This window comes from Streptomyces mabaensis (assembly GCF_053763515.1).
Genome location: NZ_JBSOPZ010000018.1, coordinates 15,592 through 32,436 on the forward strand (window position 1 = coordinate 15,592; position 16,845 = coordinate 32,436).

The 16,845-nt window shown below is 71.2% G+C and carries 11 protein-coding genes; 6 read left to right on the plus strand and 5 right to left on the minus strand.

Annotated features, from left to right (window positions below; genetic code table 11):
* Positions 1-18: 18 nt before the first annotated feature.
* On the minus strand, positions 19-603 hold the full coding sequence (locus ACWV17_RS17745; RefSeq protein ID WP_455360514.1) for a GNAT family N-acetyltransferase: 585 nt from the start codon (positions 601-603) through the stop codon (positions 19-21).
* Between the two features lie 219 nt (positions 604-822).
* Here ACWV17_RS17745 and secA point away from each other — a divergent pair, with 219 nt between their 5' ends.
* Complete coding sequence (gene secA / locus ACWV17_RS17750; RefSeq protein WP_455353416.1) at positions 823-3,642, plus strand: preprotein translocase subunit SecA; 2,820 nt, start codon at positions 823-825, stop codon at positions 3,640-3,642.
* 702 nt (positions 3,643-4,344) lie between these two features.
* Here the strand turns inward: secA and ACWV17_RS17755 are convergent.
* The gene (locus ACWV17_RS17755; RefSeq protein ID WP_455353417.1) at positions 4,345-4,755 is read right to left on the minus strand and encodes an Rv3235 family protein; all 411 of its coding nucleotides are present in this window, start codon (positions 4,753-4,755) and stop codon (positions 4,345-4,347) included.
* A gap of 278 nt (positions 4,756-5,033) precedes the next feature.
* Here ACWV17_RS17755 and ACWV17_RS17760 point away from each other — a divergent pair, with 278 nt between their 5' ends.
* Positions 5,034-5,540, plus strand: coding sequence for a DUF6912 family protein (locus ACWV17_RS17760; RefSeq protein WP_455360515.1), 507 nt, complete (start codon positions 5,034-5,036; stop codon positions 5,538-5,540).
* 77 nt (positions 5,541-5,617) lie between these two features.
* Entirely contained in the window at positions 5,618-6,292 is a 675-nt protein-coding gene (locus ACWV17_RS17765; RefSeq protein WP_455360516.1) for an HAD family hydrolase, read from the plus strand.
* Positions 6,293-6,609: 317 nt separating this feature from the next.
* Here the strand turns inward: ACWV17_RS17765 and ACWV17_RS17770 are convergent, their stop codons facing one another.
* Complete coding sequence (locus tag ACWV17_RS17770) at positions 6,610-7,176, minus strand: DJ-1/PfpI family protein (RefSeq protein ID WP_455353420.1); 567 nt, start codon at positions 7,174-7,176, stop codon at positions 6,610-6,612.
* A 430-nt stretch (positions 7,177-7,606) separates the two neighbouring features.
* Here ACWV17_RS17770 and ACWV17_RS17775 point away from each other — a divergent pair, with 430 nt between their 5' ends.
* The gene (locus ACWV17_RS17775; RefSeq protein WP_455353421.1) at positions 7,607-12,535 is read left to right on the plus strand and encodes an NAD-glutamate dehydrogenase; all 4,929 of its coding nucleotides are present in this window, start codon (positions 7,607-7,609) and stop codon (positions 12,533-12,535) included.
* 79 nt (positions 12,536-12,614) lie between these two features.
* On the opposite strand, the gene ACWV17_RS17780 is transcribed toward ACWV17_RS17775, so the two are convergent.
* A complete protein-coding gene (locus ACWV17_RS17780) occupies positions 12,615-13,400 on the minus strand; it encodes an ABC transporter ATP-binding protein (protein WP_455360517.1) in 786 nt (261 codons plus the stop codon).
* Positions 13,393-14,289, minus strand: coding sequence for an ABC transporter permease (locus ACWV17_RS17785; RefSeq protein WP_455360584.1), 897 nt, complete (start codon positions 14,287-14,289; stop codon positions 13,393-13,395). The genes ACWV17_RS17780 and ACWV17_RS17785 overlap by 8 nt, the downstream gene beginning before the upstream one ends.
* A gap of 203 nt (positions 14,290-14,492) precedes the next feature.
* Here ACWV17_RS17785 and ACWV17_RS17790 point away from each other — a divergent pair, with 203 nt between their 5' ends.
* Positions 14,493-15,113, plus strand: a complete 621-nt coding sequence (locus ACWV17_RS17790; protein WP_455360518.1) for a TetR/AcrR family transcriptional regulator — start codon at positions 14,493-14,495, stop codon at positions 15,111-15,113.
* 114 nt (positions 15,114-15,227) lie between these two features.
* On the plus strand, positions 15,228-16,739 hold the full coding sequence (locus ACWV17_RS17795; protein WP_455360519.1) for a glycosyltransferase family 39 protein: 1,512 nt from the start codon (positions 15,228-15,230) through the stop codon (positions 16,737-16,739).
* Positions 16,740-16,845: the final 106 nt, after the last annotated feature.

The following is a 16,845-nucleotide window of genomic DNA, read 5'->3' on the forward strand; positions in this document are numbered from 1 at the left end:
CCCCTGAAGTGCGGGGATTCAGCCGCCGGTCCGGGCGGCGGGCAGGTACGGATGCTGCGTCGGCAGCCCGAGGTCGGACGGGAGCAGGGCTCCCACCCAGCTGTCACGCCGGACGCCGTCGCTGAGCATTCCGGAGCGCTGCACGCCCTCGATGAGGTAGCCGGCCTTCTCCGCGACGGCGCGCGAGGAGGCGTTGCCGACCTCGGCCCGCCACTCCAGCCGCTCCGCCCCCAGGTCGGTGAAGGCCCAGCGGGCGACCTCCCGGGCGGCCTCCGTCATATAGCCCCGGCCCCGGTACTCCTTCGCCGTCCAGTAGCCGATCTCCCACGTGCCGGGGGTCGGCTGCAGCGTCACCGAGACGGACGCGGCGAGCTCGCCCGAGTCCCGGACCAGTACCGCCCACGTACAGGCGGATCCGTCCCGCCAGCCGTCCGGGACCAGCTGCCCGGTGAAGCCCTCGGCGTGTTCCCGCGCGTACGGGGAGGGAACCAGTGTCCAGCGCTGGATGTCGGGATCCTGACACGCCAGGAAGACGGCCTCGGTGTCGGCGGGCTCGAACGGGCGCAGCAGCAGGCGCTCCGTGGTAAGGGTCACGGTCTCCATCACCTGATTCTGGGCGGCTGAGGGGGAGCGGCGCCACGAAGTTTCGGGTGCGTCCCGGGCACCTCCCGCGGCGCATCGTCGTTCTCATAGTGCGGACCTCCCGGCCCGGGCGGGTCCTCGCTTACGATGGCCGTTGCGGTGGGGCCTACCTGCCGTGCCCGCACCGTGTTGAACAAAACTCGACCGTGCCAGGCCCGACCGGCAAGGAGACCAGCCTCAGTGTCCGTCTTCAACAAGCTCATGCGTGCAGGCGAAGGCAAGATCCTGCGCAAACTGCACCGCATCGCGGACCAGGTCAACTCCATCGAAGAGGACTTCGTCAACCTCTCCGACGCCGAGTTGCGGGCCCTCACCGCGGAGTACAAGGAGCGGTACGCCGACGGTGAGAGCCTGGACGACCTGCTTCCCGAGGCGTTCGCGACCGTCCGAGAGGCCGCCAAGCGCGTCCTCGGACAGCGCCACTACGACGTACAGATGATGGGCGGCGCGGCGCTGCACCTCGGCTATGTCGCCGAGATGAAGACCGGCGAGGGCAAGACCCTGGTCGGTACGCTGCCCGCCTACCTCAACGCGCTGTCCGGCAAGGGCGTGCACCTGATCACGGTGAACGACTACCTGGCCGAGCGCGACTCCGAGATGATGGGCCGGGTGCACAAGTTCCTCGGTCTCGAGGTCGGCTGCATCCTCGCCAACATGACGCCCGCGCAGCGCCGCGAGCAGTACGCCTGTGACATCACGTACGGCACGAACAACGAGTTCGGCTTCGACTACCTGCGCGACAACATGGCGTGGTCGAAGGACGAGCTGGTCCAGCGCGGCCACAACTTCGCGATCGTCGACGAGGTCGACTCGATCCTGGTCGACGAGGCCCGCACCCCGCTGATCATCTCCGGCCCGGCCGACCAGGCCACGAAGTGGTACGGCGACTTCGCCAAGCTCGTCACCCGCCTGAAGAAGGGCGAGGCGGGCAACCAGCTCAAGGGCATCGAGGAGACCGGCGACTACGAGGTCGACGAGAAGAAGCGCACCGTCGCCATCCACGAGGCCGGTGTCGCCAAGGTCGAGGACTGGCTGGGCATCGACAACCTCTACGAGTCGGTGAACACCCCGCTCGTCGGTTACCTGAACAACGCCATCAAGGCCAAGGAACTGTTCAAGAACGACAAGGACTACGTCGTCATCGACGGCGAGGTCATGATCGTCGACGAGCACACCGGCCGTATCCTCGCCGGCCGCCGCTACAACGAGGGCATGCACCAGGCGATCGAGGCGAAGGAAGGGGTGGACATCAAGGACGAGAACCAGACGCTCGCCACGATCACCCTGCAGAACTTCTTCCGCCTCTACGGCAAGCTGTCGGGCATGACCGGTACGGCCATGACCGAGGCCGCCGAGTTCCACCAGATCTACAAGCTGGGCGTCGTGCCGATCCCGACGAACCGGCCGATGGTCCGGATGGACCAGGGCGACCTGATCTACCGCACCGAGGTCGCGAAGTTCGCCGCGGTCGTCGAGGACATCGCCGAGAAGCACGAGAAGGGCCAGCCGATCCTGGTTGGCACCACCTCGGTCGAGAAGTCCGAGTACCTCTCGCAGCAGCTTGCCAAGCGCGGTATCCCGCACGAGGTCCTCAACGCCAAGCAGCACGACCGGGAGGCGACGATCGTCGCCCAGGCGGGCCGCCGCGGCGCGGTCACGGTCGCCACGAACATGGCCGGCCGTGGTACGGACATCAAGCTGGGCGGCAACCCGGACGACCTCGCCGAGGCGGAGCTGCGCCAGCGCGGGATCGACCCGGAGGAGCACATCGAGGAGTGGGCGCACGCGCTGCCCTCGGCGCTGGCGAAGGCCGAGGAGGCCGTGAAGGCCGAGTTCGAGGAGGTCAAGGAACTCGGCGGGCTGTACGTGCTGGGCACGGAGCGGCACGAGTCGCGCCGTATCGACAACCAGCTGCGTGGCCGTTCCGGCCGTCAGGGCGACCCGGGCGAGTCCCGCTTCTACCTGTCGCTCGGCGACGACCTGATGCGTCTGTTCAAGGCCCAGATGGTCGAGCGTGTGATGTCGATGGCGAACGTGCCCGACGACGTGCCGATCGAGAACAAGATGGTGACCCGGGCGATCGCGTCCGCGCAGTCGCAGGTCGAGCAGCAGAACTTCGAGACGCGCAAGAACGTCCTGAAGTACGACGAGGTGCTCAACCGGCAGCGTGAGGTCATCTACGGCGAGCGCCGGCGCGTCCTGGAGGGTGAGGACCTGCAGGAGCAGGTGCGGCACTTCATGGACGACACCATCGACGCGTACATCCAGGCGGAGACCGTCGAGGGCTTCGCGGAGGAGTGGGACCTCGACCGGCTGTGGGGCGCGTTCAAGCAGCTCTACCCGGTGAAGGTGACCGTCGAGGAGCTCGAGGACGCGGCGGGCGACCGGGCCGGTATCACGGCCGAGTTCATCGCGGAGTCCGTCAAGGACGACATCACCGAGCAGTACGACGCGCGGGAGAAGCAGCTCGGCTCCGAGATCATGCGTGAGCTGGAGCGGCGCGTGGTGCTGTCGGTCCTGGACCGCAAGTGGCGCGAGCACCTGTACGAGATGGACTACCTCCAGGAGGGCATCGGCCTGCGGGCGATGGCCCAGAAGGACCCGCTGGTCGAGTACCAGCGGGAGGGCTTCGACATGTTCAACGCCATGATGGAGGGCATCAAGGAGGAGTCCGTCGGCTACCTGTTCAACCTGGAGGTCCAGGTCGAGCAGCAGGTCGAGGAGGTGCCGGTGCAGGACGCGGCGGTCCCCTCCCCGTCGCTGGCCAAGCAGGACGCGGTGCCGGCGGGCGCGTCGCGCCCGGAGATCCGGGCCAAGGGCCTGGACGCCCCGCAGCGGCCGGACCGGCTGCACTTCTCCGCGCCGAAGGTGGACGGTGACGGCGGGATCGTCGAGGGCGAGTTCGAGAACGGCGGCCCGGCCCGCTCGGAGACGGACGGCATGACGCGGGCGGAGCGCCGCAAGGCGCAGAAGGGCGGCGGCCGCCGCCGCAAGAAGTAGCCCGCACAACCCGACGGCCGGGGCCGGACACCACCTGGTGTCCGGCCCCGGCCGTCGGCTGTGCGGCGGCGCGGGGTTGCTGGGCCGTGTGGCCCAGAGCGGCTGGGCGTCGCGTTGCCTCGCCCAGCCGGAGCCGTGCCCATCCCGGGCCGGTTGCGCGCCACCCACCGGCCTGCGGCCGCTGCGCCGGGGCCGGGCTCCCGAGAGTCGATGGCGTGCCACCCACCAGCCGGTGGCCGCTGGGCCGGGGCCGTGCCCATCCCGGGTCGATTGCGCGCCACCCACCGGCCTGCGGCCGCTGAGCCGGGGCCGGGCTCATCCCGGAGTGACCGCGTCCCGTAACCGCCCACCGGCCTGCGGCCGGCAGCGGCCGGGGCCAACCGATCAGCAGTCCCGGGGCCCCGCTCCGGGGGCCGCCCCCTCAACAAGCAGGAGCGGTGGAGGGGCGGGGGTCAGGGGTGGCCGTAGGTCATCGCGCAGCGACGCGACCGCAGGGAGCGCCCTTGACGCTCGGCCCGGAGCCGCCATCATCACCGGCCGGGCGGCCCCCACCCGAACAGCTTGCTCCTGGGCCAGGATGCCCCTGGCCGCTTCGCCCGGCCGTGTCGGCCGTGTCACTGCGGCTGGCAGCAGAGACGACCCCGTGGGGCGTGGCGTGGGCCCGCCCGGCCGCCCGGCCGCCGGCTCCGGCCGGGCGCCGGGTCATGTGGGGACGCGTTCGCCGCCCAGTTCTACCGCCGCGCAGCGCCAGCGGTGGTCTGCGCCCTGTTCCAGGCGGAAGGCCATCGCCGTGACCCGTTCGCCCGCGCCGATCCGCGCGAACGCCTCGATCACGCCCGGCCCCGGGTGGAACTCCCCGCAGTGCCGTACCACCGGCATCACCCGCTCCGTGGGGCGCAAGGGCGCGCCCGGGGCGAGCTGGACCAGCTGTTCGTACGCCTCGCCGATGGTGTGCCCCAGCATCCAGTGCACCGGACGCTGCCCGCTGAGTACCGCGAGCAGGCGGTCCGCGAACCAGTAGTGCGGTTTCTGCTGCCGGCGTGCGCGGGCCATCGCCGCTGCGGTGCCGGGACGGCGCTGGTCGTGCCGTCCGGCGGGCCGGGTCCTGTCCATACCGATCGCCCCCGAGGTGCCGGGCCCGGTCGAGTACCGGGCGGTAACTTCGTTGGTGATCTTCTACGGGTCGGGGGGACCGGCTGCAACGCGCGTCCGCCGCCGCGAGCAAGGGCGGCCAACATCACCTATCAGGGTGATGAGCGCCCGTCCGGCGGCCGGTGACCACGGTTCCCGTGACGCCCGGGTGGACGCCCGGTGCGTACCGGACCAGCACCCCGAAGGGGGACCGCCGCACGTATCCTGAGTCCGTCTCCCGACTACGGAAAGCGGCCGTCATGCGCGTGTACGTCCCCCTGACCCTCCCCGGTCTCGCAGAGGCGCACAAGGCCGGCGAGCTCGGGCCAGGCCCGCTGACCGCCTATGCGGTGACGCCCGCGCTGCGCGAGTGGTACGTCTCCGACGACATCGAGGAGCTCGAGTACGCGGCGCTGAGCCGGGCCGCCGCCGCCTCGCTCCGGCTGCTGGCCGGCGACCGGTCGGCCGCGCGCCGCCGGGTCGTCGTCGCCGTCGACGTCCCGGACCAGCAGGCCGTACCCGACCCGGACCGGGGTCTGGACGCCTCCGCGCTGGGGGAGGTGCGGATCGCGTCGGCCGTACCGCTGGCGAAGGCCGCGGCCGTACACGTGGACGCGGACGACGCCGAGGCCGATGTGTCCGCCGCGGCGGAGGCGCTGGGCGCGGCGGACATGGGCGACGACGACGCGCAGTTCACGGTGGACGGCGCGGAGGACCACGAGCTGCTCTGGTACGGCGTGCAGGAGATCCCGAACCTCATCGACTGAGCGGCGAGCGGCGGAGCGGCTGCGCGGCTGAGAGGTTGAGCGGTCTCGCTGTCAGTGCTGCCGGGTACCGTCTTCGCATGGGGATGCACGGCAAGAACGGGACGCACATCGTCTGGGACTGGAACGGCACGCTCTTCCACGACACGGACGCGGTCATCGACGCGACGAACGCCTCGTTCGCGGAGATAGGCCTTCCCCCGATCACGCTCGAGCGCTACCGCGAGCTGTACTGCGTACCGGTTCCGCGCTTCTACGAGCGGCTGATGGGCCGGCTCCCCACCGATGCCGAGTGGCTGGTCATGGACGAGGCCTTCCACCGGCACTACTGGGCCTTCGCGCAGACGTCCGGGCTGGCTCAGGGGGCCAAGGAGCTGCTCGCGCAGTGGCAGTCGGCGGGGCTCACGCAGTCCCTGTGCTCGCTCGCCCCGCACGAGAACCTGATACCGATCGTGCGCACCCACGGCATCGAGGAGCGCTTCATCCGCGTGGACGGCCGGATCGGCCCCTCGCACACCGGCAAGGCCGAGCACATGGTCCGCCACCTCGCCGCGCTGGAGGGCGTGGCTCCGCACCGGATGGTCGTGATCGGCGACGCCGTGGACGACGCGGTGGCCGCGGCGCATGTGGGCGCGGGCGCGGTCCTGTACACCGGCGGCTCGCACAGCCGGATAAGCCTGGCGGCGGCCGGCGTACCGGTGGTGGACACCCTGGCCGAGGCGGTGGAGGCAGCGGCAGAACTGGGCGGCCAGTAGGCCGCGGCCGGCCCGTCGCGGTCGCCGGACGCCGGGCCGGGTGAGGCGCGCTCCCGGCCGGCCGGGGTCGCGGAGGGCAGGTCGGCCCAGGCGGTGGCGGCGGCGCAGTACCGTGCGCAACAGGCGGTCGCGGCGGCGCAGGACCGCGCGCCCCGGCCGACCGGGCCCGAAGGCCCGCGCGGTCGGGGGCCCGAAGGGCAGCGTGGCCGGGCCCCCGAGGGCAGGCAGGCCCGCCGGGCCACCCCAGGGGGCGGGTGGGGCGGCCCGGCGTTCCCCCTGGCGGGCCGCCCCCGCGCCCGGAACGGGCGCACGGTGCGTCAGGTCAGCGGTGCCTTGCTGCGCAGTACTGTCAGGAACTCCCGCATCCAGGCCGAGTGGTCCGGCCACGCGCGGGACGACACGAGCGTGCCGTCGACGACCGCCTCGGCGTCCTGGAAGGTGGCGCCGGCCGTCTGCATGTCCAGCTCCAGCGCCGGATAGGCCGTCACCCGGCGGCCGCTCAGGCCGCCAATGGCCGCCGTCAGCAGCGGGCCGTGGCAGATCTGCGCGATCGGTTTGTCGGCATCGAAGAAGGACTTGAGGATCTTGCGCAGCTCCGGGTCGTTGCGCAGGTACTCGGGGGCCCGGCCGCCGGGGATCACCAGCGCCGCGTAGTCTCCGGCGTCGACCTCCGAGAAGGCCAGGTCGGCGGGCCAGGTGTAGCCCGGCTTCTCGGTGTACGTGTCGAAGCCCGGCTCGAAGTCGTGCACCACGAACCGGAGCTTCTTGCGCGCGGGCGCCGCGATGTGCACCTCGTACCCCTCCTCGCGCAGCCGCTGGTACGGGTAGAGGACTTCCAGTGACTCCGCCGCGTCACCGGTCACGATGAGGATCTTCGTTGGCATGACTGTGCTCCTCGTCAGTGGACTGCCGCCAACGTGCCGTGGCGGCACGAGTTTGCCAAGAGGGCATGCGTCGCTGTCCAGAACGTCAAACTTCACCCCCTTCTTTTGTACACATACGGCTCATGACGGGCCCGGGGGGCGGGGCGATAGCCTGGACCCGTGATCAGCGCGATACGCCTCGGGGGCAGTGAAGCCCCCTGGGGGAACCTCCCAGCGGTAGCTGGGGGACTGCGCCCGGCGCACCACCGTGCCCGGGCCTTCGCTGATCCCTGTTACCGGGGCCGGTCGGCAGCGACATTGGCCGATTCCGCCCCGGTCATCTCTCATCGCGACATAGCGTCGACTCCGACCGGACACCCCGCGTCGCGGCGGTACGTCATTTTTTCCTTCACCTACGTCACGCAACGGCGCGCGACAGGAGCCAGAGGACATGCAGACCAAGCTGGACGAAGCCAAGGCCGAGCTGCTCGCCCGGGCGGCCCGGGTAGCTGAGCACAGCGGGGAGGGCCCCGACCAGGATGCTCTCCTCGCCTACCTCCAGCGCTACTACCTGCACACCGCCCCCGAGGACCTTTCCGACCGCGACCCGGTCGACGTGTTCGGCGCGGCGCTCTCGCACTACCGACTGGCCGAGAACCGTCCACAGGGAACCGCCAACGTCCGGGTGCACACCCCGACCGTCGAGGAGAACGGCTGGACCTGCAGCCACTCCGTCGTCGAGGTCGTCACCGACGACATGCCCTTCCTGGTCGACTCCGTCACCAATGAGCTCTCCCGCCAGGGCCGCGGCATCCATGTCGTGATCCACCCGCAGGTCGTCGTCCGCCGCGACCTCACCGGCAAGCTCATCGAGGTCCTCGGCTCCGACTGTGACGCGCACGGCACGGACAGCGCCCGTCCGCACGACGCCCTCGTCGAGTCCTGGATCCATGTCGAGATCGACCGCGAGACCGACCGCGCCGACCTCAAGCAGATCACCTCCGACCTGCTGCGCGTCCTGTCCGACGTGCGCGAGGCCGTCGAGGACTGGGAGAAGATGCGCGACGCCGCGGTGCGTATCTCCGACGAGCTGCCCGCCGAGCCGACCGCCGGCGATCTGCGCGACCAGGAGGTCGACGAGGCGCGCGAGCTGCTGCGCTGGCTCGCCGACGACCACTTCACCTTCCTCGGCTACCGCGAGTACGAGCTCACCACCGACGACTCGCTCGCCGCCGTCCCCGGCACCGGCCTCGGCATCCTGCGCTCCGACCCGCACCACAGCTCCGACGACGGCCACCCCGTCTCGCCGTCGTTCAACCGGCTGCCCGCCGACGCCCGCGCCAAGGCCCGCGAGCACAAGCTCCTCATCCTCACCAAGGCGAACAGCCGCTCCACGGTGCACCGCCCCAGCTACCTCGACTACGTGGGCGTGAAGAAGTTCGACGACCAGGGCAACGTCGTCGGCGAGCGGCGCTTCCTCGGCCTGTTCTCCTCCGCCGCGTACACCGAGTCCGTCCGCCGCGTGCCCGTCATCCGCCGCAAGGTCGCCGAGGTGCTGGACGGCGCCGGCTTCTCGCCGCACAGCCACGACGGCCGCGACCTGCTGCAGATCCTTGAGACGTACCCGCGCGACGAGCTCTTCCAGACGCCGGTCGACCAGCTCCGCTCGATCGTCACCAGCGTGCTCTACCTCCAGGAACGCCGCCGGCTGCGGCTGTACCTGCGCCAGGACGAGTACCGCCGCTACTACTCGGCTCTCGTCTACCTGCCGCGCGACCGCTTCACCACCGGTGTCCGGCTGCGCCTGATCGACATCCTCAAGGAGGAGCTCGGCGGCACCAGCGTCGACTTCACCGCCTGGAACACCGAGTCGATCCTCTCCCGGCTCCACTTCGTCGTCCGCGTCCCGCCGGGCACCGAACTGGCCGGACTCACCGACGCCGATGCCGAGCGCATCGAGGCCCGGCTCGTCGAGGCCGCCCGCTCCTGGGCCGACGGCTTCGCCGAGGCGCTCAACGCCGAAACCGGCGAGGAGCGCGCCGCCGAGCTGCTGCGGAAGTACGGATCCGCCTTCGCCGAGGGCTACAAGGCCGACCACTCGCCGCGCGCCGCCGTCGCCGACCTCCTGCAGCTGGAGAAGCTGTCGACGAGCGGGAAGGACTTCGCGCTCTCCCTGTACGAGCCGGTGGGCGCGGCCCCCGGTGAGCGCCGCTTCAAGATCTACCGCGCGGGCGACCTGGTCTCCCTCTCCGCGGTCCTGCCGGTCCTCAACCGGCTCGGTGTCGAGGTCGTCGACGAGCGGCCGTACGAGGTGCGCTGCGCGGACCGTACGCACGCCTGGATCTACGACTTCGGTCTGAGGATGCCCATCCCCGCGGCCAACGGCGACTACCTCGCCGACGACGCGCGCGAGCGGTTCCAGGAGGCCTTCGCCGCCGTCTGGACCGGCGCGGCCGAGAACGACAACTTCAACAGCCTGGTGCTGCGGGCCGGTCTCAACTGGCGGCAGGCCGTGGTGCTGCGCGCCTACGCCAAGTACCTGCGGCAGGCCGGTTCGACCTTCAGCCAGGACTACATGGAGGACACCCTCCGCAACAACGTCCACACCACCCGGCTGCTGGTCTCCCTCTTCGAGGCCCGGATGTCGCCGGACCGGCAGCGGGCGGGCACCGAGCTGACCGACGCGCTGCTGGAGGAGATGGACCTGGCGCTTGACCAGGTCGCCTCGCTCGACGAGGACCGCATCCTGCGCGCCTTCCTCACCCTCATCAAGGCCACCCTGCGCACGAACTTCTTCCAGGAGGCGGCGGGCGGCAAGCAGCACGAGTACGTCTCGATGAAGTTCGACCCGCAGGCCATCCCTGACCTGCCGGCACCCCGGCCGGCGTTCGAGATCTGGGTGTACTCGCCGCGCGTCGAGGGCGTCCACCTGCGCTTCGGCAAGGTCGCCCGCGGCGGTCTGCGCTGGTCCGACCGCCGGGAGGACTTCCGTACCGAGGTCCTCGGCCTGGTCAAGGCGCAGATGGTGAAGAACACCGTCATCGTGCCGGTCGGTGCCAAGGGCGGCTTCGTCGCCAAGAACCTGCCGGACCCGGCCGTGGACCGCGACGCCTGGCTGGCCGAGGGCATCGCCGCGTACCGCACCTTCATCTCCGCGCTGCTCGACATCACCGACAACCTGGTGGCCGGCGAGGTCGTGCCGCCCGCGGACGTCGTCCGGCACGACGAGGACGACACCTACCTCGTCGTCGCCGCGGACAAGGGCACCGCGACGTTCTCCGACATCGCCAACGAGGTCGCGCAGTCCTACAACTTCTGGCTCGGTGATGCCTTCGCGTCCGGCGGCTCGGCCGGATACGACCACAAGGGCATGGGTATCACCGCCCGCGGTGCCTGGGAGTCCGTCAAGCGGCACTTCCGCGAGCTCGGGCACGACACCCAGACCCAGGACTTCACGGCGGTCGGCGTCGGTGACATGTCCGGCGACGTCTTCGGCAACGGCATGCTGCTCAGCGAGCACATCCGCCTCGTCGCGGCCTTCGACCACCGGCACATCTTCATCGATCCGACCCCCGACTCGGCGGTCTCCTACGCCGAGCGCCGCCGGCTGTTCGAGCTGCCGCGCTCGTCCTGGGCCGACTACGACAAGGACCTGCTCTCCGCGGGCGGTGGCATCCACCCGCGTACGGCCAAGTCCATCCCGGTCAACTCGCACATGCGCGAGGCCCTCGGCATCGAGGACGGCGTCACCAAGCTGACCCCCGCCGAACTGATGAAGGCGATCCTCAAGTCGCCGGTGGACCTGCTGTGGAACGGCGGCATCGGTACGTACGTCAAGTCCGCCGCCGAATCGCAGGCCGACGTCGGCGACAAGGCCAACGACGCGATCCGCGTCAACGGCGAGGACGTACGGGCCAAGGTCGTCGGCGAGGGCGGCAACCTGGGTCTGACCCAGCTCGGCCGGATCGAGTTCGCCACCAAGGGCGGCCCCGACGGCACGGGCGGCAAGGTCAACACCGACGCCATCGACAACAGCGCGGGCGTGGACACCTCCGACCACGAGGTGAACATCAAGATCCTGCTCAACGCGGTCGTCGCGGACGGCGACATGACCGTCAAGCAGCGCAACAGGCTGCTCGCCGAGATGACCGACGAGGTCGGACAGCTGGTGCTGCGCAACAACTACGCGCAGAACACCGCGCTGGCCAACGCCGTCGCCCAGTCGCCCAGCCTGCTCCACGCCCACCAGCGCTTCATGCGCAGGCTGGGCCGCGACGGGCACCTCGACCGGGCGCTGGAGTTCCTGCCGAGCGACCGGCAGATCCGCGAACTGCTGAACAACAACCGCGGAATGAGCGAGCCCGAGCTGGCTGTCCTCCTCGCGTACACGAAGATCACGACCGCCGACGCGCTCATCGCCACCGAGCTGCCCGACGACCCGTACCTGCGCCGGCTGCTGCACGCGTACTTCCCGCAGGCGCTGCGCGAGAGGTTCCCCGAGCAGGTCGAGTCGCACGCCCTGCGCCGCGAGATCATCACCACGGTGCTGGTCAACGACACGGTGAACACGGGTGGTTCGACGTTCCTGCACCGGCTCCGTGAGGAGACCGGGGCCTCGCTCGAGGAGATCGTGCGGGCGCAGCTCGCGGCGCGCGAGATCTTCGACCTGGCCAAGATCTGGGACGAGGTCGAGGCGCTGGACAACAAGGTCGCCGCCCGTATCCAGACCCGGATCCGGCTGCACTCGCGGCGCCTGGTCGAGCGTGGCACCCGCTGGCTGCTCAACAACCGTCCGCAGCCGCTGGAGGTCGCCGAGACCATCGGCTTCTTCAGCGAGGGGGTGGCGCAGGTCTGGTCCGAGCTGCCCAAGCTGCTGCGGGGCCCGGACCTGGAGTGGTACCAGCGGATCCTGGACGAGTTGACCGATGCGGGCGTCCCCGGTGAACTGGCCGGACGGGTGGCCGGATTCTCCTCCGCCTTCCCGGCGCTGGACATCGTCGCGATCGCGGACCGCACCGGCAAGGACCCGATGGATGTCGCCGAGGTGTACTACGACCTCGCCGACCGGCTGCACATCACCAAGCTGATGGACCGGATCATCGAGCTGCCGCGGGCCGACCGCTGGCAGTCCATGGCCCGCGCCTCCATCCGCGAGGACCTGTTCGCGGCGCACGCCGGACTGACGGCCGAGGTGCTGTCGGTGGGCAACGGGAGCTCCACCCCCGAGCAGCGCTTCACGGCCTGGGAGGCGAAGAACGCGGCGATCCTCGGCCGGGCCCGCACGACGCTGGAGGAGATCCAGGGGTCGGACTTCTTCGACCTGGCGAACCTGTCGGTGGCGATGCGGACGATGCGGACGCTGCTGCGTACGCACAGCTGACGCACGGCTGCACAGCTGACGCGTAACGGCTGAAAGGGGCGCCCCGGACCTGGTCCGGGGCGCCCCTTCCTCCTCCGCGTCACTTCTGGCTGGTGAACTTCTCGTACGCGTCGCAGACGTCCTTGACCGGTCCGTCCATCCTCAGCGTGCCGGCCTCCAGCCAGATCGCCCGGTCGCACGTCTCCCGGATCGTTCCGAGGCTGTGGCTGACCAGGAAGACCGTGCCGGCCTCCCGGCGGAGTTCGGCGATGCGCTGCTGGCTGCGCCGGCGGAACTTGGCGTCGCCGGTCGCCAGCGCCTCGTCGATCATCAGGACGTCGTGGCTCTTGGCGGCGGCGATGGAGAAGCGCAGCCGGGCCCCCATGCCGGAGGAGTACGTACGCATGGGGAGCGAGATGAAGTCGCCCTTCTCGTTGATCCCGGAGAAGTCCACGATGTCCGCGTAGCGCTCCCGGATCTCCTGGCGCGTCATGCCCATGGCCAGGCCGCCGAGCATCACATTGCGCTCGCCGGTCAGGTCGCTCATCAGGGCGGCGTTCACGCCGAGCAGCGACGGCTGGCCCTGCGTGTAGACCTTGCCGCTCGCGGCGGGCAGCAGTCCGGCGATGGCCTTGAGCAGCGTCGACTTGCCCGATCCGTTGGAGCCGATCAGGCCGATGGCCTCGCCCTTGTAGGCGGTGAAGGTCACGCCCTTGACGGCGTGCACCTCCCGTGTTCCGGGAGCCTCCTTGCGGGAGAGGATCCTGCGCAGGGCTGCGACGGCACTGCCCTTGCCCGAGCCACCGCTGTTGACCTTGTAGACGACGTGGACGTCGTCGGCGATCACGGTCGGAACTCTGGTGTCACTGTCAGCTGTGTCAGCCACGGCCGTATTCCTCCTCTGCCTTCCAGAAGTAGATGAAGCCGCCGGATCCCGCAAGGACGGCCCAGCCGATAGCGAGCAACCACACATGGGGCGGCAGCTGGGAGGCGGTGAAGCTGTCGATGAGCGCGAAGCGCATCAGGTCGATGTAGACGGCGGCCGGATTGCACTCGAGCGCCAGCACCGCGAAGTCGGGCAGGTCGGCGCGGCCGCGTACGTGGTCGAGGCTCCACATCACACCGGACGCGTACATCCAGGTGCGCAGGAAGAACGGCGTGAGCTGGCTGATGTCCGGCATCCGGTGGGCCAGCCGGGCCACGATCAGTGCGCACCCGGTGTTGAAGGCCGCCTGGAGGAGCAGGGCGGGCACGGCCAGCAGCCAGGCCGGGCGCGGGTACTGCCCGAAGCAGACCAGCAGCACGGCGAGCGCGGCCAGGGAGAACAGCAGCTGCTGGAGCTGCTGGAGGGCGGCGGCGATCGGCAAGGAGGCGCGCGGGAAGTGCAGGGCGCGTACGAGGCCGATGCTGCCGGTGATCGCGCGGGTCCCGGCGGTGATCGTGGTGCTGGTGAAGTTCCAGATGAAGACGCCGGTGATCAGGAACGGCACGAAGTCGGGGACGCGGCGGCCGGTGCCGAGCAGGACGCCGAAGATGAAGTAGTAGACCGCCGCGTTCAGCAGCGGAGTCATGACCTGCCAGACCTGGCCGAGCTTCGCGGTGCTGTACTGCGCGGTCAGCCGGGCGGTGGCGAGCGTGCCGATGAAGTGGCGGCGCGCCCACAGCCGGCGGCTGTACTCCGCCACCGACGGGCGCTCGCCGCACACCGACAGGCCGTGCGCGGCGGCCAGCTCGGCGGGACTCGGCCCGGCGGGGCTCGGCCGCGGGGCGGGCATCCGCGCCGGGGCCGGGGCCGGGAGCTCGGTCGTCCGACTCACGCGCGCTCGCTTTCGCCAGAGGGGCATTCGCCAGTGGGGCATTCGCCAGAGGGACAAGGGGGGCCGCGAGCGAGGGGACGGACCCGTATCGTCGCTACGAGGGAGCGTAAGCCGCAGTACGTCGGGACGCAACCGTCTCGTCCTGTCGCTATGCTGGGTGCATGACCGACCCGGGAACCCCACGCCGCGCCCCCGCCGGAGCCGCAGTGCTCCGGGAGGACGTGACCGAAGCGATCCGAGCCGCCGTCTTCGAGGAGCTCGCCGCCGTCGGCTTCGCCCGTATGTCGATCGAGGGCATCGCCCGCCGCGCCGGCGTCGGCAAGACCGCCGTCTACCGCCGCTGGCGCTCCAAGCTGCACCTCGTCCTCGACCTGGTCTCCGCCTTCGCCGCGCAGGGCCTCCCGGTACCCGCCACCGGTTCGCTGTACGGCGACGTCCGGGCGCTGCTCGAAGTGATGTCCCATGTGCTGCGGCATCCCGTGGCCTCGCAGGTCATCCCCGATCTGCTGGTGGAATCGGTGCGCAATCCCGAGCTCGCCGACGCGATCCGCAGCGCGCTGGTGGACGGCCAGCAGGGCATCGCCGGCCAGATCGTGCGCGATGCCGTCGCCCGGGGCGAGCTGCCCGCGGGTACCGACCCGGAACGGGCGCTCGACCTCGTCATCGGGCCGCTGTACTGGCGGCTGGTCGTGGTCCGCAGTGAGCTGCCGCCGGGCTACCTGGACGAGCTGGCGGCGGCGGTCGTCGCGGGGCTGACCCCGTCGGGGCCGGGGGCCGCGTAGCGCCGGCCGTGAACCCGCCGGGCCGCCCCGGCGACCCGGCGGGTTCACGGCCGGTTGGCCCTGGATACGCGGAGGGTACGCGGAAACGCCGCCCGGGCCGTCGATGATCGGGCCATGCGGTCCACTCGTACTGCTGTACTGGTCCCGTTCGTGGTGATGCTCGCCCTCGGCCTGTGGGGTCTGGACCGCGGCACCATGTGGCGCGACGAGAGCGCCACCTTCCAGGTGGCCCGGCGCTCGCTCCCCGAGATCGCCGACCTCGTCACCTCGGTGGACGCCGTGCACGGCCTCTACTACGCACTGATGCACCTCGTCCTCGCCCCTTTCCCGGGCCTCGGCGAGGTCGCCCTCCGGCTGCCGTCCGTGCTGGGCGCCGCCAGTACCGCCGCGCTCGTCGCTGCCACCGGCGCCCGGCTCGCGCGGCCGCGGGTGGGGCTGTGGGCCGGGCTGGCGTACGCGGGCACGCCGTTCGCCGGCCAGTACGCCCAGGAGGGGCGCTCGTACGCGCTGGTCGCCTGCGCGGCGGCGCTCGCCACCCTGCTCCTGTCGTACGCCGCCGAGCGGGGCGGCGGCCGGCTGTGGTCCTGGTACGCGGCGGTCGCCGCCTGCGCAGCGCTGCTGCACATGTTCGCGCTGCTGCTGCTGGCGGCCCATGCGGCGACCCTGCTGCTGGCGCGGGTGGAGCGGCGGGTATGGCGGGGGTGGGTGGCGGCCGCGGGAGCGGTGTGCGTGGTGCTGCTGCCGCTGGTGGTGGTCTCGCGCGGTCAGAGCGGTCAGGTCGGCTGGCTGGGCAGGCCGGACGCGGTGGCGGCCGGGCGGCTCGTCGTCGCCTTCACCGGACCCCGGAGCGTGGTGGTCGCCGCCACCCTGGGCTTGATCGCCGTGGCCGTGCTGCGGCCCCTGCCCCGGAAGGCGCCCGGGCGGCTGCCGCTGACGGCGGTCGCGCTGCCGCTGCTCCTGCTCCCGCCGGCGCTGCTGCTGGCCGTGTCCCAGTGGGAGCCGCTCTACTTCGACCGCTACGTGCTGTTCTCCCTGGCCGGGGCCCCGCTCCTGGCGGCGGCAGGCGCGGAACGCCTGGCCGGCGCCGTCCCGGCGGGTGCCGGCGCGCTGGGGCGGGGCGGGGCGGCGCTGGCCGGGGTGGCCGTCGTCGCCGGGGCGTTCTGGTGGCAGCTGCCGGATCATCAGCGGATGCGTCTTCCGGTGTCCCGTGCGGACGACTTCGCCGCCGTCGCACGGACCGCCGACCGGGCGATGGACCCCGGCGACGCGGTTCTCTACCTGCCCGGCTTCAGCCGCCGGGTGGCGCTGGGCTATCCCGGCCGGTTCGAGGACGTGCGGGACGTGGCGCTGCGGGAGCCCGCCGCGCCCTCCGGCACGCTCTACGGCACCGAGGTCGGCGGCGCCGAACTGCGCCGGCGGCTCGCCGGCCTGGACCGCGTCTGGGTGCTGACGGCATCCCCGGCCACGCGCCACGACTGGCAGCCGGAGGACCCCGCCGACCGCGCGAAGCTGGCCGTGTTACGCGAGGAGTTCACCCGCCGTGACACCCACCGCTCGGGCAAGGCGCTGCTGGTCCTCTATGTACGCGACGACGTACGTGACGGCAGCGACCAGCCGGCCCGCTAGCGCTCAGCGCCGCTCGCCCGTGTCGCGCGCCGCGCCGAGCCCGGGGTTCTCCTGCCGTACGCAACCGATCCGCGGGTCCCGCTCGGCGAACTCCCGCGCGATGCAC